At 74.7% G+C, this 20,213-nt stretch carries 18 protein-coding genes; 2 read left to right on the top strand and 16 right to left on the bottom strand.

Translation table 11 applies throughout. From position 1 onward, the window contains the following. Positions 1-245 precede the first annotated feature (245 nt). Positions 246-1,877 (top strand): endo-1,4-beta-xylanase, encoded by a 1,632-nt coding sequence (locus AC3WUG_RS03005; protein ID WP_492326289.1) that lies wholly within the window; start codon positions 246-248, stop codon positions 1,875-1,877. A 7-nt stretch (positions 1,878-1,884) separates the two neighbouring features. On the opposite strand, the gene AC3WUG_RS03010 is transcribed toward AC3WUG_RS03005, so the two are convergent. Genes AC3WUG_RS03010 through AC3WUG_RS03020 form a run of 3 tightly spaced genes read right to left on the bottom strand, consistent with a single transcriptional unit; the run spans position 1,885 to position 4,918 of the window. After that, positions 1,885-3,522, bottom strand: a complete 1,638-nt coding sequence (locus tag AC3WUG_RS03010; protein ID WP_492326290.1) for a SpoIIE family protein phosphatase — start codon at positions 3,520-3,522, stop codon at positions 1,885-1,887. Between the two features lie 60 nt (positions 3,523-3,582). Continuing rightward, positions 3,583-3,963: a VOC family protein gene (locus tag AC3WUG_RS03015; RefSeq protein WP_492326291.1), complete on the bottom strand. Its 381-nt coding sequence runs from the start codon at positions 3,961-3,963 to the stop codon at positions 3,583-3,585. Positions 3,964-4,021: 58 nt separating this feature from the next. Next, positions 4,022-4,918, bottom strand: coding sequence for an LLM class F420-dependent oxidoreductase (locus AC3WUG_RS03020; RefSeq protein WP_217615609.1), 897 nt, complete (start codon positions 4,916-4,918; stop codon positions 4,022-4,024). Positions 4,919-5,142: 224 nt separating this feature from the next. On the opposite strand from AC3WUG_RS03020, the gene AC3WUG_RS03025 reads away from it, so the two are divergent. Beyond that, complete coding sequence (locus tag AC3WUG_RS03025) at positions 5,143-5,592, top strand: helix-turn-helix domain-containing protein (protein WP_492326292.1); 450 nt, start codon at positions 5,143-5,145, stop codon at positions 5,590-5,592. Positions 5,593-5,679: 87 nt separating this feature from the next. Here the strand turns inward: AC3WUG_RS03025 and AC3WUG_RS03030 are convergent, their stop codons facing one another. The 13 genes from AC3WUG_RS03030 to AC3WUG_RS03090 all read right to left on the bottom strand — a co-directional run bounded on the left by AC3WUG_RS03030 (position 5,680) and on the right by AC3WUG_RS03090 (position 19,878). Beyond that, positions 5,680-6,294, bottom strand: coding sequence for a ClpP family protease (locus tag AC3WUG_RS03030; RefSeq protein ID WP_492326293.1), 615 nt, complete (start codon positions 6,292-6,294; stop codon positions 5,680-5,682). Beyond that, entirely contained in the window at positions 6,294-6,929 is a 636-nt protein-coding gene (locus AC3WUG_RS03035; protein ID WP_492326294.1) for a ClpP family protease, read from the bottom strand. Before AC3WUG_RS03035 ends, AC3WUG_RS03030 begins: the two co-directional genes overlap by 1 nt. 108 nt (positions 6,930-7,037) lie before the next feature. Next, positions 7,038-9,077 carry a P-loop NTPase fold protein gene (locus AC3WUG_RS03040; protein WP_492326295.1) on the bottom strand — a complete coding sequence of 680 codons (2,040 nt, stop codon included), beginning with the start codon at positions 9,075-9,077 and terminating at the stop codon, positions 7,038-7,040. A 178-nt stretch (positions 9,078-9,255) separates the two neighbouring features. After that, complete coding sequence (locus AC3WUG_RS03045; RefSeq protein WP_492326296.1) at positions 9,256-10,065, bottom strand: PP2C family protein-serine/threonine phosphatase; 810 nt, start codon at positions 10,063-10,065, stop codon at positions 9,256-9,258. Between the two features lie 136 nt (positions 10,066-10,201). Beyond that, positions 10,202-11,395: an NAD(P)/FAD-dependent oxidoreductase gene (locus tag AC3WUG_RS03050; RefSeq protein ID WP_492326297.1), complete on the bottom strand. Its 1,194-nt coding sequence runs from the start codon at positions 11,393-11,395 to the stop codon at positions 10,202-10,204. Between the two features lie 74 nt (positions 11,396-11,469). Then, complete coding sequence (locus tag AC3WUG_RS03055; protein ID WP_492326298.1) at positions 11,470-12,231, bottom strand: hypothetical protein; 762 nt, start codon at positions 12,229-12,231, stop codon at positions 11,470-11,472. Between the two features lie 21 nt (positions 12,232-12,252). Next, positions 12,253-13,461, bottom strand: a complete 1,209-nt coding sequence (locus AC3WUG_RS03060) for an amidohydrolase family protein (protein WP_492326299.1) — start codon at positions 13,459-13,461, stop codon at positions 12,253-12,255. 68 nt (positions 13,462-13,529) lie between these two features. Then, positions 13,530-14,741: a type III PLP-dependent enzyme domain-containing protein gene (locus AC3WUG_RS03065; protein WP_492326300.1), complete on the bottom strand. Its 1,212-nt coding sequence runs from the start codon at positions 14,739-14,741 to the stop codon at positions 13,530-13,532. Then, positions 14,738-16,396 (bottom strand): N-acyl-D-amino-acid deacylase family protein, encoded by a 1,659-nt coding sequence (locus AC3WUG_RS03070; protein ID WP_492326301.1) that lies wholly within the window; start codon positions 16,394-16,396, stop codon positions 14,738-14,740. The genes AC3WUG_RS03065 and AC3WUG_RS03070 overlap by 4 nt, the downstream gene beginning before the upstream one ends. Continuing rightward, positions 16,393-17,184 (bottom strand): ABC transporter permease, encoded by a 792-nt coding sequence (locus AC3WUG_RS03075; protein WP_492326302.1) that lies wholly within the window; start codon positions 17,182-17,184, stop codon positions 16,393-16,395. The genes AC3WUG_RS03070 and AC3WUG_RS03075 overlap by 4 nt, the downstream gene beginning before the upstream one ends. Continuing rightward, positions 17,181-17,966, bottom strand: coding sequence for an ABC transporter permease (locus AC3WUG_RS03080; RefSeq protein WP_492326303.1), 786 nt, complete (start codon positions 17,964-17,966; stop codon positions 17,181-17,183). Before AC3WUG_RS03080 ends, AC3WUG_RS03075 begins: the two co-directional genes overlap by 4 nt. Beyond that, positions 17,963-18,811, bottom strand: coding sequence for an ABC transporter ATP-binding protein (locus tag AC3WUG_RS03085; protein ID WP_492326304.1), 849 nt, complete (start codon positions 18,809-18,811; stop codon positions 17,963-17,965). The genes AC3WUG_RS03080 and AC3WUG_RS03085 overlap by 4 nt, the downstream gene beginning before the upstream one ends. After that, on the bottom strand, positions 18,808-19,878 hold the full coding sequence (locus tag AC3WUG_RS03090; RefSeq protein WP_492326305.1) for an ABC transporter substrate-binding protein: 1,071 nt from the start codon (positions 19,876-19,878) through the stop codon (positions 18,808-18,810). The genes AC3WUG_RS03085 and AC3WUG_RS03090 overlap by 4 nt, the downstream gene beginning before the upstream one ends. Positions 19,879-20,213 lie beyond the last annotated feature (335 nt).

The raw sequence follows: 20,213 nt of genomic DNA on the forward strand, positions 1-20,213 counted from the left end.
CCCGCACGCTCGCCAGCACCGAGACTGCAGAAGGTGCGGGGTTCGGGTGCCTGGAACCCCGCACCTTCTGCAAGTTCGACGACCGGGCGGGGTGGAGGCAGCGGCGGGCGGGCGCGAGCGCGAGGCGGCGCGGGACGAGGTGGGGCAGGGCGCACCGACGCGCTCGCCCACCTGCGGCGCTGGCCTCCCGGGCGTAGGCGTGCCTACCGTGGGACCTCCCCCGACCCCGGACGAGAGGCACCCGCGTGCGCCGACCCGCCCTGCTCATCGGCACCGGCGCCGTCGTCCTCGTCCTCGCGCTGCTCGTGGTGGTGCTGCTGGTCCGGGGCGACGGCGACGACCGCGACGACGGCGCGCCCGCGCCGACCGCGTCCGCGAGCACCCCGCCGGCCGAGGCCATGACCACCGTGCTGTCCAGCAGCTTCGACGAGGGCGACGAGGGCTGGGCCCCGCTCGGCGACGGCGTGCAGGTCGCCGCCGCGCAGGACGTCACCCACGACGGCGCGGGCAGCCTGCTGGTCACCGGCCGGTCGGAGGCCTGGCACGGCGCCGCCGTCGACCTGTCGGGGTCGCTGGCCCGCGGCCAGGTGCACACGGTGTCGGCCTGGGTCCGGCTCGGCGACGGCGCGCCGGACGCGGACGTGCAGCTCACCCTGGAGCGCGACCCCGGGAGCGCGGACCCGCTCTACGTGCACGTCGCGCGGGGTGCGGTGCCGGCGGGCGACTGGGTCGAGCTGTCCGGCACCGCCCAGGTCCCCGAGGGCGACGGCGAGTGGCGGCTCTACGTCGAGACCACCGAGTCGACGGCCGACCTGCGGCTCGACGACGTCACCGTGCAGCGCCCGACCCCGGAGGTGCAGACCGACGTGACCGCGCTCAAGGACGCGACCGAGGTGCCGCTCGGCGTCGCGGTCGGGCCGCAGGACCTCACCGGCCGCCCCGCCGAGCTGCTGCTCCGGCACTTCGACCAGCTCACGCCCGAGAACGCCATGAAGCCGGTCACGGTGCAGCCGGCGGAGGGCGAGTTCGACTTCGGCCCGATGGACGAGGTGCTGGACTTCGCCGCGGCCCACGGGCTGACGGTGCACGGCCACACGCTGGTCTGGCACCGGTCGACGCCCGACTGGTTCTTCGAGGCGCCGGACGGCCGGCCGCTCACGGACAGCGCCGAGGACCGGGCGCTGCTGCTCGACCGGCTGCGGACGCACACCCGCGCGGTCGCCGACCACCTGGCGGAGCGGTACGGCGACGCGAGCCCCGTCACGTCGTGGGACGTCGTGAACGAGGCGCTGGACCCGGAGCAGCCCGACGGGCTCCGGCACAGCCGGTGGTACGAGGTGCTCGGCCCGGACTACGTCGCCGAGGCGTTCCGGATCGCCCGCGAGGAGCTGGGCCCGGACGTCGCGCTCTACCTCAACGACTACGACACCGACGCCCCCGACCGCCGCCGCGGCCTGGTCCGGCTGGTGATGGACCTGCAGGCCGCGGGCGCGCCGGTCGACGGCGTCGGGCACCAGATGCACGTCGACCTCGGCACCGACGTCGACCGGGTCGCCACGACCCTCGACGCGGTGGCGGCGCTCGGGGTGCGGCAGGCCGTCACGGAGCTGGACGTCGCGATCTCCGGGCGGGACGAGCACCTGGACCGGACGCCGCCGGACCGGCTCGAGGCGCAGCGCGGGCAGGTGCGCGACCTGGCCGCGGTGTTCGCGCAGCGGGACCTGGCGTTCGTCGGCGTGTGGGGCCTCTACGACACCCGGTCGTGGCTGCGGGCCTGGCCCCAGGAGCGCCCGTACGAGGCGCCGCTGCTCTTCGACGACGACCTGCAGGCGAAGCCGGCCTACGAGGGGTTCCTCGAGGGGCTGGGCGCGGGCTGACGCCCCGTCAGGGCAGGTCGTCGGCGGCGACCCCGCCGGCCCGGTAGACGACCAGCGCCACGTCGTCCTGCGCGCCGCGCGGGGCGAGCGACCGGAGCAGGTCGTCCGCGACCGACGCCGTCCGCGCGCCGGCGGGCTGCGCCGCCACCTCCGCGACCAGCCGGTCCAGCCCTTCCCGCAGCGTCTCGCTGCGACGCTCGATCAGACCGTCCGTGCACACCACCAGCAGGTCGCCGTCCGTGAGCCGCTCGACGGCCTCGGGGCGTGGGGCGGTCGAGACCCCGAGCGCCGCGCCGCGGCCGCCGACCAGCATCTCCGCCCCGCCCGCCGCCCGGCGGAGCACGGGCGGCAGGTGCCCGGCCGACGAGTGCACGACCGTGTGCTCCACCTCGTCGACGACGCCGCAGAACACCGTGGTGCACTCCGCCCCGGGCAGGGTGCGGGCGAACCGGTCGAGGCCGTCCAGCACGTCGGCGGGGCTGCGGTCCTCGAGCAGCAGGGCGCGGGTGGCGGCGCGCAGCTGGCCCATCCGCGCGGCCGCGTCGAGGCCGTGGCCCACGCAGTCGCCGACGACGAGCGCCCGGCGCCCGGGCCCGAGCTCGACCACGTCGTACCAGTCGCCGCCGACGGCCAGGTCGCCCACGGCGGGCAGGTAGCGGGCGACCACGCCGGCGACGCTCGACCCCTCGGGCACGATCGCGGCCTGCAGCGTGTCGCTGACCTCGCGCAGGTGGTCCACCTCGATCCGGTGCCGCAGCGTGCCGCCGACCGCGGCGCCGACGATGCTCGCGACCAGGTGCAGGTACGACCGGTAGGCGCCGTCCCACGGCCGGCGACCGGCGCCGGTCAGCACCATCACCCCGACGGGCGTCGCGTCGACGACGCCCGCGAGCGGCACCACCACCGTGCGGCCCCGCTCCTCCGCCACGCCGGTGCGGGCGACCCGGTCCACGACGTCGCCGGGGGCCTCGGCGCCGCGCGAGGCGCCGGCGCTGCCCTGCAGCTCGAGCGCGCCCCCGGCGCCCCGGACGTACAGCGCCGCGGCCAGCACGTCGTGCGCGTCCTCGAACAGCGCGAGCGCCGCCGACGACAGCGCCTCCAGGTCGTCCCGCGCGGTCGTGACCGCCGCCGACAGGTCGCCGAGCAGCCTCATCCGCCGCTGCTCCACGACCCGCTCGGTGGTCTCGGTGACGATGTCCAGCAGCCCGCGGACCTCGTCGGAGGAGTCCCGGATCGGCGAGTACGAGTAGGTGAAGTAGACGTCCTCGTCGTACCCCGAGCGGTTGGTCACCAGGTGCCGGTCGACCTCCCACGTCCGCTCGCCGCGCTGCATGACCGCGTCGACCGACGGCCGGAGGTCGTCCCAGACCTCCTTCCACACCTCGGCGAGCGGCGCGCCCATCGCCCCGGGATGCTTGTCGGAGCCGAGCATCTCCCGGTAGCCGTCGTTGTAGATCATCGTGAGCTCGGGCCCCCAGGTGACCAGCACGGGGAACCGGGTGCTGAAGCACATCTCGACCGTCAGCCGCAGCGCGGTCGGCCAGGTGCTCGGCACGCCCAGCGGCGTCGCCGCCCAGTCGACCTCGCGCGCCAGCGCGCCGGTCGCGCTGCCGGCGGTGACGCGCAGGAACCAGGGGGATCGCACGCTGGTGACCCTACGCGCCGCCGACCCCCGCCGCCGGGTGACAGCAGGCGCGGGCGCCGGTCAGCCGTCCCGGTAGAGGCAGAACGGGTGACCGGCCGGGTCCAGCAGCACCCGGCGCGACGGCTGCGGCTGGTGCGCGGCGAGGCGCGCGCCGAGCCGCACCGCGCCCGCGACCGCCTCCTCCAGGTCCAGCACCTCGACGTCCAGGTGCACCTGGCGCTGCTGGTCGCCGGGCTCCGCGGGCCACACCGGCGGCCGGTGGTCGGGGCTGCGCTGCACGGCGAGGTACGCCACGCCGGACGGCGCCGCGACGACGGCGTGGTCCGGGTCGTCGCCGACGACCTGCCAGCCCAGCACCTCCGCGTAGAACGCCGCGAGCGCGCACGGCTCGGGCGCGTCGAGCACCACACCCCACCAGCCGTCGTCCGCGCGCCCCTGCATGTGCCCATCGTGGGCTCAGGTCCGGCCCGGCCGCACGTCGGGAGCGGGCCGGCCGGGCTCAGCGCGCGCCGAGCTCCGCCACCCGCGGCACCGCCGGCGCCACGTGGTCCCGGACCCAGGTCGCCAGCGGCACCTCGGCCGGCGGGCGCAGGATGACGGTCTCGACGCCCAGGTCGGCGTACGGCCGCGCCGCCGCCACGAAGCCGTCGACGTCCCCGGACAGCAGCTGGTCGCCGCCCATCAGCAGCGTCACCCGGATGTCCGCGTAGTCCCGGCCGACGTCGTCGCAGTGGCCGCGCAGCACGTCCAGCTTGCGGCCGACCTCCTCCGGGCCGGTCTCGAACAGGTTGCACGCGTCGCCGTACTGCGCGACGAGCCGGAGCGTCTTGCGCTCCCCCGACCCGCCGACGAGGATCTCGGGACCGCGCCCCGGCCGGCTCAGCGGCAGCGGGCGGCAGAGCGTCTCGGCGAGCCGGTAGTGCTCGCCCTCGAACGGGCCCTCGTCCTCGGGGTCCCACATCTGCCGGCAGATGCGCAGCGTCTCCTCGAGCCGCTCGAACCGCTCCTTCAGCGGCGGGTAGGGCACGCCCAGCGCGACGTGCTCCTTCTCGTACCAGGCGGCGCCGATGCCGAGCGTCGCGCGGCCCTGGGACAGCACGTCCAGGGTCGCGACGATCTTCGCCAGCAGGCCCGGGTGCCGGTAGGTCACCCCGGTGACGAGCGCGCCGAGCTGCACCGTCTCCGTGCGGCCGGCCAGCATCCCGAGCGTCGTGTACGCCTCGAGCATCGGGTCGCTCGCGGGGAAGCCGGCGGGCTCCATCTGGAAGAAGTGGTCCATCACCGACAGCCAGGCCAGGCCGGCGTCCTCCGCCGCCTCGGCGGTGTCGGCGAGCTCGGGACCGAGCCGGGCGGGCTCGACCGCGTCGAACCGCATGAGGTGGGCGCCCAGGCGCATGGTGGCTCCTCCGGGGGGTCGTGCCGGGCGCGCGGTCCGCGCCGGTCCCTCGGACGATGCCGCTTGGAGCGCGCTCGAAGTCAAGAGGACCGGGCGCCGGGGGTGGGCGCGGCGCCGGGGGTGGACGCGGGCCAGGGCCGCGGCGTCTGCTGAGGGCAGAACGGCGCGCCCGGCCGCGGCGGGGGTCGCGGCGTTAGCGTGGCGGGGACCGAGGAGGTCCGCCCATGCCGCACGTCGCCGCCGCACCGCCCACCGCCCCCGCCACGCCTCGCGGGCGCACCGGCCCCGCCCGGCCCGCCGACCCCGGCGCCGCCCGCCCCGAGCCGCCGCTGCGCGTCCTGGTCGGCGCGGTGCTCCGCCGGCACCGGGAGCGCCAGGGCCGCACCCTGCGCGACGTCGCGGACGCCGCCCGCGTCTCCGTGCCGTACCTCTCCGAGGTCGAGCGCGGCCGCAAGGAGGCGTCCTCCGAGGTGCTGGGCGCCGTCTGCCGGGCGCTCGGGCTCCGGCTGGTCGACCTGGTGGGCGACGCGCACGCCGTGCTGGCCCGCGCGGACGGCCGGGTGGTCGTCGACCTGGCGACCGCCCCGATCGCCGGGCACGCCCCCCGCTCCCCCGTCACCCCGCTCCCCACCACCCGCCCTCCCTCGCGCACGGCGCTCCTCCTCGCCGCCTGATCCCGCCGAGGTCGAGGGTTTCCGGCCGGCGCGCGGCGGGAAACCCTCGACCTCGGCGGAAACGCTCGACCTCGGCCGGCGCCGCGGTCAGGCCGGTGAGGGGTGCGGCGGCTTGAGGGTGGTGATCACCGTGTCCGCGATCCCGTACGCGACCGCCTGCTCGGCGGTCAGCACCAGGTCCCGGTCGGTGTCGGCCCGCAGCTGCTCGCGCGACCGCCCGGTGTGGGCGGCGAGGATCTCGTCGACCTGCCCGCGCAGCCGGAGGATCTCGGCGGCCTGCAGCTCCAGGTCCGCCGCGGTCCCCTGCGCCCCGCCCGACGGCTGGTGCAGCAGCACCCGCGCGTGCTCGAGCACGTGCCGCTGACCGGGCGCCCCGGCCGCGAGCAGCACCGCCGCCGCGGACGCCGCCTGCCCGAGGCAGTACGTCGGCACGTCGGGCCGGACGTACCGCATGGTGTCGTAGATCGCGAGCAGCGCCGTGACCGAGCCGCCCGGCGAGTTCAGGTACAGGTGGATCGGCTGGTCCGGGTCCTCGGACTGCAGGTGCAGCAGCTGGGCGACGACCACGTTCGCCACGCCGTCGTCGATCTCGGTCCCGACGAACACGATCCGGTCGCTGAGCAGCCGGGAGAACACGTCGGACGCGCGCTCGCCGTTCGGCCGCTGCTCGACGACCACCGGCACGGTGTAGGTCCCGGCCATCACAGGCCCGCCCGTCGCTGCGCGGCGTCCGGGCGCACGTCGTCCAGGTGCTCGACCACGCGGTCGACGAACCCGTAGGCCAGGGCCTCCTCGGCGGTGAACCAGCGGTCCCGGTCGGAGTCGCGCTCGATCGTCTCGACGGTCTGGCCGGTGTGCTCGGCGATGAGCGCCTGCATCGTTCGCTTGGTGTGCGCCAGGTTCTGCGCCTGGATCGCGATGTCGACGGCGGTGCCGCCGATGCCCCCGGACGGCTGGTGCATGAGCACGCGGGCGTGCCGCATGACGTTCCGCTTGCCCGGGGTGCCGGCGCTGAGCAGGAACTGCCCGGCGCTCGCCGCGAGGCCCATCGCCAGCGTGGCGACGTCGTTCGGGATCAGCCGCATCGTGTCGTACATCGCCATGGCGGCCGTGACCGAGCCGCCGGGCGAGTTGATGTACAGCGCGATGTCGCGCCGCGGGTCCTCGGCGGACAGCAGGAGCAGCTGGGCGCAGACGCGGTTGGCGACGGCGTCGTCGACCTCCTGGCCGAGCACGACGATCCGCTGGTGCAGCAGACGGGCCGCGAGGTCGTCGTCGAACCCGCGGGCAGGCGGGGCCTCGGCGCGGGCGGCGGGCGGGACGGGGACGGGTGACATGCGGGCCTCCTTCTCGGGGTGGTCCTCACACGCTCGCGCCGCGCTGGCGCACCGCGGGCCCGGGTCTGCTCCGGGCAGACGCCGTCTGCCGGCAGCAGACGGCGTGGGTCAGCGTCCGACGGCACGCCTTTCTCCAGCGCTCCGATTCCGCTCGGACAGAGGCGACAGTGCGAGAGCTTCAGAGAGAGCGAACTGCCAGGCGTGCTCGTCAGCCTGCACCGCGGCGACGAGTCTTGCTAGTGCCTCAGCGACTGCCAACAGAGGATCAGGTCCGACGCTCGGTGCCGGCTGAGCCACGTATGGCTCAAGGTGCCGCCTTATAAGACCCAGCGCAACGAAAAGCCGCGCCGAGCGCGGGCACGAGGCACGAAGGCGTCGATTCGGCCGAGGGATGACCCCGAGGGCCGCATCCTTGACCCACGCGTCGGCCGCGCGTCGTTCGGAGGACCCTAGGGCGGAGATCCTTTGCAGCCGACGACACTCCTCCAGAGCAAGGGCGCTGGTCGTGGCCGTCGCAGCGGCTGCGAGTTGGGAGCGCTCGACCACGCTGACGCCTAGTGGATCGCGACGTCCCTGACTCTCCCCCGAACTCGATCCCCATGTCGCCTGAACGAACGTGCGGCATGCGCGAAGCAGCTCCCTTGGTCGACCTCCTGAAATCGCATGACACAAGAGCGTCACTCGCATGGGAACTGCGATCACACGATCGTTGACCATCGACACAGACTCGCGCGCAGACATCGCCTTCATCTCAAAAACGGTGTCGAAACTCGAATCGAAAACGTCGGTCGGCACCGCCCGCCTACCGTGAAATAACGATAAGGCTTCATCCGAAATCGACACAACCACTCGCACACCGTCCATATGGAAGATGTCCTTTATCTCGTTCAGTAGATTCTCGATGACATCGATCGGCAACCGGTCCAACTCGTCGATCAACACCAGCACCGTTCGCTTCTTCGATGACCCCCTGTAAGCGCGGACAAGTCGATCAAAGTCGTGGACGACGTCAGTATGACGGGCTGGGAGCGCGCGCTTCGACCGCGTACCACTGAAGGACATACCCAGGAGTGCAGCGATGCCTACTCCCGCCGCGCTACTCGCCTGCACCTCACTGGTGTATCGCTCGATGATTTCTTGAGCGATGGGACCGGACCGTCCACGCGCGGTCGCGACCGAACTGATCCCCGCTATCAAGAACGAGCCGAGCGCGAAGACGACAGCCACGGCTCCCAGCCCGAGGGCGAAGGTCCAAACGTCGGGGTCCCGCGTAAAGGCGGCGCCAACCCACTGAACGAATGGAACTCCAGGCTGCGTGGACAAAAACGAAAGCGCCAACCCGGAGACGAGAAAGATAGCCATCCCTCCTGCGGCGAGGAAAAGAGCCCATTTGGCGGGCACGGACCCCCTCGCAGGCTCCAGCCGTTTGGCAAGCTCGAGCAACACGATACGAGACAACTCTTCCGGTCGCCGGAGACTCGGAGAAGTAATCCGGAGCGACGCGCCGTGCGAGAAATGTCGCCTCTGGAGCCGCAGCATCAGCGCGGTCTTCCCCATCCCTCGCGATCCGTGAAGCCCAACCGTGCACGAGTCATTCTCTTCGACAAACTCGGTGAGATCGCGATGACTCTTCATCTCGATCAGTTCTCTGGGGTCCATCTCCACAATCCGAGAACCTCTTCTCGGAAAGGCGCACACCGAGCTGGGACTGGCCGAAACTCCCTGCCCGAGCGCCTCATTGGCGGCGCGGACAACGGCTGCACGGACGACCTTCTGGGCAGCACGCTTGGACACACGCGCGTCGAGCCGGCGACGGGTGCGGCCGAGGCTCGGTAGTGAAGCGATCCCCCGCCCCCGCGCCGCCCACCCCAGCAGGTACGCGCTGGCGAACACCAGCACCAGCGCCACTGCCAGGCACCACCTCTGAGTCAAACCCGACTCCGAGCTTCCGCGCAGCAGCGCGAGGACTGCACCGGCCATCGACACCACGGGGAGGATGCCAGCTCGGAACTGCTGAATCGAGGAGAGTTCCTTGCGCTCGTCGGCGATGACACCAGCGCGCACTTCAGCGACCACGTACCAGGACCGCTTTACGAGAGTCTTGCGCTTGAGCGCCGCAGTGGACGGACCGTCTCGGAGCGTCTTCATGATCTGACGAACGCCACGGTTGCGAGCAGGCCACGTGTACCAGCGCCGAAGCGATCGCGTTCCCATCATGGCCAGCAACCTAGCGATGCGGGCTGACATCGGCCGCTTTGGACCGTGGAATTCAGGACGAAAGGGGCAATTGGGCCGAGATCGTTGGCGCCGGCCTTCGACCGGACAATCAGGCGGTTGAGTCTAGTGCGTGGTCCGAAAGGACCGCCGCGGAACCCGCGAGCCTCATGCCGTCCACTCTCGTCGACTCAGCTGCCACGACGTCCGCCACCACGACGGTGACGTTGTCCCACGCGTCCGCGTCCAGGGCCTCGCCGACGAGCGCCTCCGCCACGGCCTCGGGACCGCCCGGGGTGCCGAGCAGGGCCAGCACCCGCTCCTCCGGCACGTAGTCCGTGAGCCCGTCGGTCGACATCAGCCACCGGTCCCCCGGCCGCGCGTCCACCTCCAGCACGGTGACGTGCGCGGCGTCCTCGGCGTCGCCGGCCAGGCAGTGCAGGATCACGTTGCGCCGGGGGTGGTGGGCGGCCTCGGCGGCGTCGATGACCCCCGCCTCGACGAGCAGCTGCACCAGCGAGTCGTCCCGCGTCACCCGGCGCCCCTCGCCGTCGCGCCACAGGTAGGCCCGCGAGTCGCCGATGTGCACCACCCGGACCGCCTCCTCGGCGCAGAACACGCCGGTGAAGGTCGTCGCCATGCCCTCGAGCGCGGGGTCGGCGCGCACCCGCTCGGCGAGATCGGCGTTCGCGGTGGCCACCGCGGCACGCAGGTCCTCGGCGGTGAACCGGTCCGCGCCGGAGGCCGCCAGCGCCGCCATCAGCCGGTGCGCGACGGTCCAGGACGCGACGTCGCCGCCCGCGTGCCCGCCGACCCCGTCGGCGACGAACGCGTACCCCGGACCGCAGCCGGCCGAGTCCTCGTTGTGCGGCCGGTGCTCGCCCGCGACCGAACGCAGGGCGGCGTCGAGGGTGAGCGGCACTGCGGCACCTCCAGGGGGATCGGGCACCTCGTGACCCCACGATGCCACGTCCGGGCGCACGTCCGCAGCCGGGTGCGCCCGGACGTGGTCCCCCCGCCGCGCGACCCGGGTGGCAGCACCCCGCGGGGTGCCGTCCTCAGCGGATCAGCCCCCGCAGCGCCTCCGGCCGGACGTCGGCCTGCCCCGCGATCACCTCGCGCGCCCGGTCGGTCGCGTCCCACACGTCCCACAGCAGCACGCCCACCACCCGGCCGCCGTCGAGGTAGTAGACGACGCCCGCGCCGAGGTCGTCGGCGTGCCAGTCCTCGACGGTCTCGAGCGACGCGTCCAGCCGGCCGACCGCCTCGTAGCCGAGCTCGAACAGGTCGGAGTAGAAGAACGGCGTGTGCGCGTACGGCTCGTCGGCGCCCGCCAGGTTGCGGCCCGCCTGCCGGCCCATCGTGGTCGCGTTGTCGACGTGCTCGACGCGCCGCCGCCCCAGGAGGCGGTCGGGGTACTGCGCGACGTCGCCCGCGGCCCACACGTGCGGGTCGGACGTCCGCAGCCGGTCGTCGACCACCACGCCGTCGTCGACCTCCAGACCCGCGGCCCGCGCCAGGCCGGTCTCGACCTCCAGGCCCGCGCCGACGACCACGCCGTCCGCCTCGAGCGTCCGCCCGTCGTCCAGGGTCACGACCACCCCGTCGGGCCCGGACTCCGTCGACGCGACCCGCGCGCCGCGCAGCAGGGTCACGCCCGCGTCGGCGTACCGGCGCTCGACCCTCCGCGCCAGCGCGTCGGGGAAGGTCGACCCGGTGAGCACGTCCTGGGGGAACACCAGGGTGACGCGGGTGTCGTTCTGCACCAGGGCCGCGGCCAGCTCGGTCCCGATGTAGCCGCCGCCGACCACGACGACGTGCCGGCCGCCGCCGGCGAGGTCGCGCAGCCGCTCGTAGTCGCGCACGGTGCGGAAGTAGATGACCCGGCCGGAGTCCTCGACGCCCGGCAGCCGGCGCGGGTGCCCGCTGGTCGCGAGCAGCAGCGCGCCGTAGCCGACCGTGACGTCCGCGTCCGTCGTCACGGTGCGCGCCGCGGTGTCGACGGCCACCACCGACTCGCCGAGCAGCAGCTCCGCGCGGGTCTCCTCGGCGGTCGGGAGCCAGACCTGGTCGAACGCGAACTCCGGGTCGGTCCAGAGCTTCTTGGTCAGGGCGGGCCGGGTCACGGGGCCGGTCGGCTCGCGGCCGATGACCAGCACCGTCCCGTCGGGGTCGACCTCCCGGATCCCGCGCGCGGCGGCGTCGCCCGCCATCCCGGCCCCGACGACGACGTAGTCGTAGCTGTCCCGCACCGCTCCTCCTCGGGTCGCGTCCTCGCGGCCCAGCCTGGCGCGGCGGGTCGCAGCACGCCACCCCCGGGGAGGGATCAGGGCAGCGGGGTGACGGTCCAGGTGCCGTTGGTGGTCAGCGCCACGACGCCGGGCAGCGCCACGTCTGCGGTCTCGCTCAGCGCCTCGTCCCCGCCGAGCACCAGCGACGCCGGGCCTGTGGCGGGGTCGACGTCCACGGCGGACACGACCCGGGCCAGCAGCGAGTCGTCCGCGCCGGCCGGGGTGTAGTCGATCCGGGCGCCGCTCGCGGTGTCGCCGAGCAGCAGCACCGCGGCGCCGGAGCCCTGCTGCGGGCCGGTCAGCACCGGCAGCTCGTTCCAGCTGGAGAACGTGAGCGTCCAGGGGCCCGCGGCGTCGAGCAGGAAGCCCTGCTTGGCGTCGGTGCCCTCGAGGAGGTCGACCAGGTACGTCCCGGTGAGCGGGGCCGTCCCGGCGCCCCACGGCGACATCCGGCCGTCGGAGGTCAGCACGACGTCGCCGGTGCAGGCGGCGCAGTCGAGCCGGGCGACCACGCCGAAGTCGCCGTCCCGGACGACGGCGATCCGCGCCGGACCCTCCCCGGAGACGGTGGCCGGCGCGCCCTCGGCCACGGTCCCGGCGTTGAGCAGCGGCCGCTCGGGCGCGGCGGTCGGCGTCGGGCTGGGGGCGGGGGTCGGCGTCGCGCTCGGGGCGGGCGCCGCCGACGTCGCGGCCCGCGCCTCGGGCTCCGGCGCGTCCGACGCCCCGCACCCCGCGAGCAGCAGGGCGGGCAGGGCGGCGAGGGCGGCGGCGCGCGCGAGGACGGGTCGGGTCGGCATGCCGGACATCCTGCCCGCGGCTCAGGCCGGCAGCGCGCCGGCGACGACCCGCCCGCGGGACACGACGGCCACGATGTTCTCCACCCGCAGCGCGTCGACGTCCTCCCACGGGCGACCGCGCAGCACGACGAAGTCGCTGCCGAGCCCCGGACGGAGCCGGCCGGTGACCGACCCCAGCCGGATCGCGTCGGCGGCGTCCGAGGTGGCGGCGACGAGCGCCCGCTCGGGCGTCCAGCCGAACATCGCCGCCATCGTGCGGACCTCCTCCATCTGGTCGCCGAACCCGACGAACTGCCCCGAGGCGTCCGTGCCGAGCACGAACCGCACGCCCGCCTCCGCGGCGCGGGCGAACCCGGCGTCCCGGAGCGCGACGACGTCGCGGGCCTTCGCCTGCGCTTCGGCCGAGACAGGCCGGCGGGCCTCCGCGATGATGTCGTTGATCAGCAGGGTGGGGGCGACCGGCAGGTCCCGCTCGACCAGCGCGGCGAGGTGGTGCTCCGCGATCGCGGTGCCGTGCTCGATCGAGTCGACGCCCTCGGCGAGCGCGATGTCGAGCCCCTCGACGGAGTGCGTGTGGGCGGCGACCAGCATGCCGAGGGCGTGCGCCTCGTCGACCGTGGTGCGGATCTCCTCGGTGGTCTGGTTGCGCCAGCCGACCTTGTCGCCCATCGAGAGCACGCCGCCGGAGGTGTAGATCTTGACGCCCGCGGCGCCGGACCGGGCCCAGACGCGGACCAGCCTGCGGCACTCGTCCGGGCTGTCCGCGGTCGGCGGGCGGTGCGGGTAGTGCGGCGGGACGAACAGGTCGCCGTGGCCGGCGGTCATGCCGACCTGGCCGTGCGACAGCAGGCGCGGACCCGTGAGCACGCCGGCGTCGAACGCGCGGCCGACGGCGAGCTGGATCGAGTCGGCGGCGAGGTCGCGCAGCGTGGTGACGCCGGCGCGGGCGCAGCGCAGCGCGTTCGCGGCGACGTGCAGCGACCGCTCCTCCGGCGGGGTGAGGATCGGCCACGCCGACGGGTCCTGCGCGGGCGCGCCGGCGGGGTAGCCGAGGTGCACGTGCGTGTCGACCAGGCCGGGGACGACGCTGAGGTCCGCGTGCCGGGCGGGCGCCTCCTCCACCGCGAGGATCTCGTCGCCGGACCAGGTCAGCCGCGCGGGGCCGACCTCGCGCTCGCCGTCCCAGAGCGGGAGGCCGTCGAGGACGTTCTCGTGGGTGCTGTCGGTCATGGCGGGGTCCTTCGCGGGTGGAGCGGGCCGGGGCTGGTCCCCGGCGGGGTGGAGGCGGGCGCGGGGCCCTAGAGACGCGGCGTGATCTCGCCGACGACGCGGTCCTCGGCGTCGACCAGCGGGAGGTGCCGCCAGCGGTCGAAGGCGCCGCAGGGGTGGCTGATGCCCAGCCGGAGCACGGTACCCGGGGCGACGCGGGTGCCCGGGGGGACGCGGAGGAACGCGTGGTGGTCGTTGACGCCGGTGACCTGCCAGCCGGCGACGTCGGGGGCGTCGGGCGCGCCGGGTGCGTCGCCCGCGATCCCCAGCACCACCGGCAGCCGGTCGTCGGTCGGCGCCTCGCGCCGCCCGAACCCGGCGATCACCAGGCCGTCCTCGGGCGCCGAGAGCACCGACGCGCGCAGCTCGAACGCCGGGCGCAGCGCCGCGGTCCCCCGGTCCGCGCCGAGCGGCGAGGTGCGCCGGTAGACGCCGTGGTCGTGCGTGACGTAGCAGCCGGACCGCAGCACGGTCGTGACCGGGCGGTCCCACATCGCCGGCCCGAGCTCGCGCGCGACCAGGTCGAAGTACGACGAGCCGCCGGCGGTGACGACCGGCACGCCGGCGACGAGGCCCTGCTCGGTGATCGCGGTGACCAGCGCCCGGACCCGGGCCAGCAGGTCGGCGGCACCGGGCGGCGCGCCGGGGTCGTCGCCCACGGGCATCAGGCCCTCGAACGCGGCGACGCCCGCGAGCCGGACGCGCTCGGCGCCCGCGACCCGCGCGGCCAGCGCGAGCGCGGCGACGTCGTCCCGCACGCCCGTGCGGCCGCCGGGGAACCCGAGCTCCAGCAGCAGCGGCAGCGGCCGGTCGGGCCGGAGCCGGTCGAGCTCGGTCAGCAGCAGGTCCAGGCCCGCGTCGCTGTCGACGTAGCAGAGGTACTCGGTGGCGGAGCCGGCCGCGAGCAGGTGCTCGGCGACCCAGGCGATCGACCCGCGGTCGACCAGCACGTTCGCGTGCAGCACCCGGGCGACGCCCCAGCCCGCGAGCGTGCGGACCTGCGCGGGCGTCGCGGCGGTGAAGCCCCACGCGCCCGCGGCGGTCTGCCGGCGGACGAGGTCGCGGGACAGGTGGGTCTTGGCGTGCGGGGCGAGCTGCACGCCCGCGGCGCGGCACCAGTCGGCCATCGTCCGGACGTTGTGCTCGACCGCGTCGTCGCGCAGCAGCATGACGGGCAGCTCGAGGTCGGCGGCGGCCGCGGCGGGCGGCGCCCCGGACCCGGCGGCGTGCCGGCCCGTCACGCGCCGACCCCCGCCGCGTCCGCGCGGCCGACCGGCTCCGGCCGCCCCGCCCGCAGCACGCGCCCGGCGCGCACCCCGGTGAACTCCCCGCCGTCCACCACGACGGTCCCGGCCAGCACCGTGCACACCACGCCCGTGGGCCGCTCCCACGGCCGCTGCGGCGTCCCGGGGTGCCCCACGATCGCCGGGTCGAACACCGCGACGTCCGCGATCGCGCCCGGGACCAGCCGCCCGCGGTCGGGCAGCCCGAGCGCGTCGGCGGTCAGCGAGGTCATCTTGCGCACCGCCTCCGCGAGGTCGAGGACGCCGAGGTCCCGCACGTACCGGCCGAGCACGGTCGGGAAGCAGCCCCACCCCCGCTGGTGCGCGTTGCCGACCGGGACGGAGTTGTCCGAGCCGATGGCGATCAGGGGGTCCGCGAGGATCGCGCGCACGTCCTCCTCGGCCATCAGCTCGTAGACCATCATCGCGCCGGGGTCGGCGAGCACCAGGTCGCACAGCGCGTCCCACGGCTCGAGGCCGCGCTCGGCGGCGACGTCGGCGACGCTCCGGCCGAGCAGGGCGGCGTCGGTGTGCATGGACAGCAGCACACCGGCCGGGGTGGTCTGGATCCAGGAGCCGGCCCCGGGGCCGCCGGCCAGTGCCCGCTCCAGCAGGGCCGCGCGGGTCGCCGGGTCGGACAGCCGCCGCACCAGCTCCGACCGCCCGCCCACCTGCGCCTCCGCCGGCAGCAGCGCGGTGAGGAAGCTCTCCCCCGTCGTGTACGGGTAGGCGTCGCCGTGCGCGTCGACCCCCGCGGCCCGGGCGGCCCGGAGCGCCGCGAGCAGATCGCCCGCCCGACCGTGGTTCCGCCGGCCGGCGGCCTTGCAGTGCGAGACCTGCACCCGGACGCCGGTGCGCCGGGCGACGTCGAACGTCTCCGCCAGCGAGTCGGCCAGGCCGTCGCCCTCGTCCCGCATGTGCGTGGCGTAGGGCCGGCCCCAGCGGGCGGCGACGGCGGCCAGCGCGGCGACCTCGTCGGTGTCGGCGTACACGCCCGGCGCGTAGATCAGCCCGGTCGAGAACCCGAACGCGCCGTCGGCGAACGCCTGGTCCGCGAGCTCCGCCATCCGGTCCAGCGCGCCCGGCGCCAGCCGCTCGGCCATGCCGTTCGCGCTGATCCGCAGCGTGTGGTGCCCGACCAGCGAGGCGACGTGCGTCGTCGGCCCGTGCTCCTCGACGGCGTCCAGGTACTCCCCGAACGTCCGCGGCCAGGAGGACACCCCGGCGGCCACCGTCGAGGAGATCGGCCGGTGCAGCTCGACCGCTCGGTCGTCGACCAGCGGGGCCGCCGAGTTGCCGCAGTTGCCGACCACCTCGGTGGTCACGCCCTGCAGCACCTTGAACGGCTGGGCCGCGGCCATGAACGGCACGACGTCCGAGTGGGTGTGCGCGTCGATGAACCCGGGCGCGACGACGAGCCCCGCGGCGTCGACGACCCGGGCCCCGGTCGGCGCCGTGGCCGCGAGGCCCGGGCCGACGGCCGCGACCCGGTCGCCGGCGACCAGCACGTCCGCGACGACGGGCGCGGCGCCGGTGCCGTCGACGACGGTCCCGCCGCGCAGCACGAGCGTCACGGACGCCTCGGACGCCCCGGCCGCTCCGGGCGCCGTCACGACAGCTGCCCGATCCGCTCCTGCACCAGCGTGTCCACGATGCTGAGCACCGCGTACGCCAGCATCGTCACCGCGGCGACCGTGATCGCCGAGGCCCACATCGCGTCGTAGCCGAACGAGCCCGCGGCCTTGGAGATCGCGCCGCCCAGGCCCTGCCCGGTGGACAGCCACTCGGCGATCATCGCGCCGGTGACCGCCGACGGGACGGCGATCCGCGCGGAGGCCAGCGTCGACGGCACCGCCGCCGGGAGCGCCACCTTGCGGAGCACCGTCCAGGACGACCCGCCGTACGCGAGCACCAGGTCCCGGTGCTCCCCGGAGACGCTGCGCAGGCCGTACAGGATGTTGGCCAGCGCGGGCAGGAACACCACGAGGATGACGATCGCGGTCACGCCGGCCTGGCCGATGCCGAAGATCAGCGTGATCAGGGGCGTCAGCACCACGAGCGGGATGGACCGCAGCACCATCGCGGTCGGCATGACGATCCGCTCCAGCACCGGCGACACGCAGAACACGACCGCGAGGCCGAACGCGGCGGCCAGGCCGACGAGGTAGCCGATGCCGGCGTCCCGCACGGTGACCGCGAGGTCGGCGGCGATGGTCGCGCGGTGGTCCGCCGCGCCCTCGGCGGTGACGACGTAGGCGAACACGTCCCACGGCCGCTTCCCGATCAGCGGGCTGACGTCGAACGCCTCCAGCACCGCGACCCAGAGCGCGAGCGCGACGACCACGGCCGCCGCGAGGGTGCCGACCCGGCGGGCGACGAACCGCCCCGTCCCGCCGCTCATCCGCGCTTCTCCTTCGCCCAGGGGGTGAGGACCCGCCCGACCAGGCCGACGAGCGCGTAGCCGCCGAGCGCGATCAGACCGGCCAGGATGCTCAGCGCCCACACGCGGTCGGGCTGGATCTGGCGCTGCGCCGCGTTGAGCGCCACGCCGATGCCCGCGTCGATGCCGCCGAGGTACTCCCCGACGACGGCGCCGAGCAGCGCTGCCGGGACCGCCACCTGCAGGGCGGTGACGATCGCCGGCAGCGCCGACATGAGCTGGACCTTGCGGATCTGCGTCCACCGGCCGCCGCCGTACGCGGCGACGAGGTCCAGCGAGCTGCGGCTCGCGGAGCGCATCCCGAGGATGGCGCCGACGAGCGTCGTGAAGAACACCAGGAGGGCGCCCAGGAAGATCGCCGAGGCGCGGCCGCCGAAGATCACCATGACGATCGGGCCGATCGCGGTCACCGGGAGGCAGGCCGAGATCACGCCGATCTGCGTGATCACGTCCTCCAGCCGCGGCACCACGAGCACGACCGCCGCCAGCGCCAGGCCCGCCAGGTTGCCCCACAGGTAGCCCTGCGCGGCGCGGGTGAGCGTCGGGACGACGTTGGCCTCGTAGAACGGCCAGCCGTCCGCGACCGCGGAGCGGGCCACGTCGACCGGCGACGGGAACGAGGTGCTGTTCTCCAGGCCGGCGGTCATGGCCCACCACAGCGCGACCAGCAGCACGATGCCGACGGTGCCGCCGACCCACGGGCGGGCCAGGGCGCCGCGGAACCGCGCGACGGCGACGCTCACTCGTCGCCCTTGCCGGCGGACCCCGGGGAGAACAGCAGCCCCGACAGGTGGTCGACCACCTCGTGGAACTCCTTCGTCCGCATCATCTCCGGCGTGCGCGGGCGCTCGAACGGGATCTCGACGACCTCGACGATCCGGCCCGGGCGCGCCGACATCACGGCGACGTAGTCGGACAGCAGCGCCGCCTCGGCGATGCCGTGCGTGACCATCAGCGTCGTCGCGGACCGCTCGGTCCAGATCCGCTGCAGCTCGAAGTTGAGCCGCTGCCGGGTCATGTCGTCGAGGGCGCCGAACGGCTCGTCCAGCAGCAGGAAGTCGGGCCGCACCGCGAGCGCCCGGGCGATCGACGCGCGCTGCCGCATGCCGCCGGAGAGGTGCGCCGGGCGGGACTTCTCGAAGCCGGACAGGCCGACCAGCTCGATCAGCTCGTCGACGATCCCGTCGTCCTTCCGCTTCTGGATCTCCAGGGGCAGCCGGATGTTCTTCTGCACCGACCGCCACGGCAGCAGGGCGGGGTCCTGGAACGCGATGCCCATGCCGTCGGCGCGCTTCCCGGTCGCGACGGGCGTGCCGTTGACGGCGACCGTGCCCGACGTCGGCGTCTCGAGGCCCGCGAGGATGCGCAGGATCGTCGACTTGCCGCAGCCGGACGGGCCGAGCAGCGACAGGAACGAGCCGCGCGGGGTGGACAGGCTCACGTCCTCGAGCGCGGTCACGGACCGGCGGCCGGAGCGGAACTCCTTGCCCAGGCCGGTGATCTCGATGCCCGGGGACGCGGGCACGCCCGCCCCCGCGGCCGAGGGAGCCGGCAGCACGGGGGCGGGCGTGGACTGGGGGTCGGTCACGACAGCAGGTCCGGGTTCTCGGCGTACACCTCGTCGAGGAGCGAGAGGTCGAACAGCTCGTCGGCCGTGATGTCGACGCCGGCGTAGCCGAGCGAGGCGATGGTGCCCTCCTGCAGCTCGTCGCTGATGGTGAGCAGGCCGTTCGTCGCCGTCTCGTCGGACTCGATCAGCGTCGCCTGGCGGTCGAAGGACAGCGTGATCGCGTCGGCGTCGTACTGCTGCTCCTTGCCGTAGGTGTTCACGGTCAGGTCCACGGCGCGCTCCGGGTCGTCCAGCGCCGCGCGCCAGCCCTCGGCCGTGGCGAGCAGGAACGCCTTGACCTCCTCCGGGCGCTCGTCGATGGCCTCCTGGGAGGTGACGAGCACCTCGCCGACCATCGGCAGCCCGTTCTCGGCGAGCAGGAACTCGGTGGCCTCGAAGCCGGCCGCGGACAGCGCGGCGGCGCCGGTCGTGGTGTAGCCGATGAAGCCGTCCACCTGGCCCGTAGTGAGCATCGAGGTGTCGGACAGCGGCACCGTCGTGACCTCGGAGGCGTCGATGTCGTTGGCGGCGAGGAACGCGTTCCACACCAGCGTGTTCGAGTCGGACACGGCGATGGTCTTGCCCGCCAGGTCGTCCGGGCCCGCGATCGGCGCGGAGGCGGCCGACACCAGCGCGAACGGGTTCTGCTGGTAGGTCGCGCCGACGATCTTCAGCGCGGCGCCGCTCTGGATCGCCGGAGCGGTGATCAGCGGCGAGGAGAGGCCGACGAACGCCTGGCCGGACGCGACGGCCGCCTCGGCGGAGGTGGCCGAGGAGCCGCCCGCGGTCAGCGTGACGTCCGCGAAGCCCGCGTCGGTGTACAGGCCGTCCTCCACCGCGAGGTACTCGCCGGCGAACTGCTGGTTCTTCAGCCAGGACAGCTGGACGCTCACGGCGTCGAACGACTCGGCGGCGCCGGACGCGTCGCCGGTCGAGCCGGCGGTGTCGTCCGAGGAGCAGGCCGAGAGCAGCAGGCCCGCGGCGGCCACGGCGGCGGCCAGGCCGGCGATCCGGCGCCGGGGGCGCGCGGTGAAGGAACGGGTCACGTCAACCTCGATCACGTCGTGCGGCGCCCGCGGCTACGGGCGGCCGCGGTGCCAGGGGGAGGGTCGCGCCGGGGCGACCCGGCGGCTGCCCCCATTCGACAGGCCCGGGCTCGGCCGTCGCCATGTGGGATCCTCCGAACTCACCGCGCCCCCGCGGTGCGGTCCCTTGTGCGACCCACCGAGCGCGTCACGTCCGCGTCACACGACGGGGTCGCCGCCGCCCGGGCCCGGCGGATCGCCCAGCCCGGGGGGCCGGAGCGCGCCCGGGTCGTTGGTGGATCGCACGAGGCCGCAGGCCACGGGCCTGTGGTTGGCTTCCCGGCAAGCGTGGACCA

This window comes from Cellulomonas sp. EB106-03-03-XG116 (genome assembly GCF_058792015.1).

Coding starts and splice junctions, on each gene's coding strand:
- AC3WUG_RS03015 (WP_492326291.1), bottom strand. CDS start 3,963: ATGCAGGGGCGCGCGGACGACGGCTGGTGGGGTGTGGTGCTCGACGCG.
- AC3WUG_RS03020 (WP_217615609.1), bottom strand. CDS start 4,918: ATGCGCCTGGGCGCCCACCTCATGCGGTTCGACGCGGTCGAGCCCGCC.
- AC3WUG_RS03025 (WP_492326292.1), top strand. CDS start 5,143: ATGCCGCACGTCGCCGCCGCACCGCCCACCGCCCCCGCCACGCCTCGC.
- AC3WUG_RS03030 (WP_492326293.1), bottom strand. CDS start 6,294: ATGGCCGGGACCTACACCGTGCCGGTGGTCGTCGAGCAGCGGCCGAAC.
- AC3WUG_RS03035 (WP_492326294.1), bottom strand. CDS start 6,929: ATGTCACCCGTCCCCGTCCCGCCCGCCGCCCGCGCCGAGGCCCCGCCT.
- AC3WUG_RS03040 (WP_492326295.1), bottom strand. CDS start 9,077: ATGAAGACGCTCCGAGACGGTCCGTCCACTGCGGCGCTCAAGCGCAAG.
- AC3WUG_RS03055 (WP_492326298.1), bottom strand. CDS start 12,231: ATGCCGACCCGACCCGTCCTCGCGCGCGCCGCCGCCCTCGCCGCCCTG.
- AC3WUG_RS03060 (WP_492326299.1), bottom strand. CDS start 13,461: ATGACCGACAGCACCCACGAGAACGTCCTCGACGGCCTCCCGCTCTGG.
- AC3WUG_RS03075 (WP_492326302.1), bottom strand. CDS start 17,184: ATGAGCGGCGGGACGGGGCGGTTCGTCGCCCGCCGGGTCGGCACCCTC.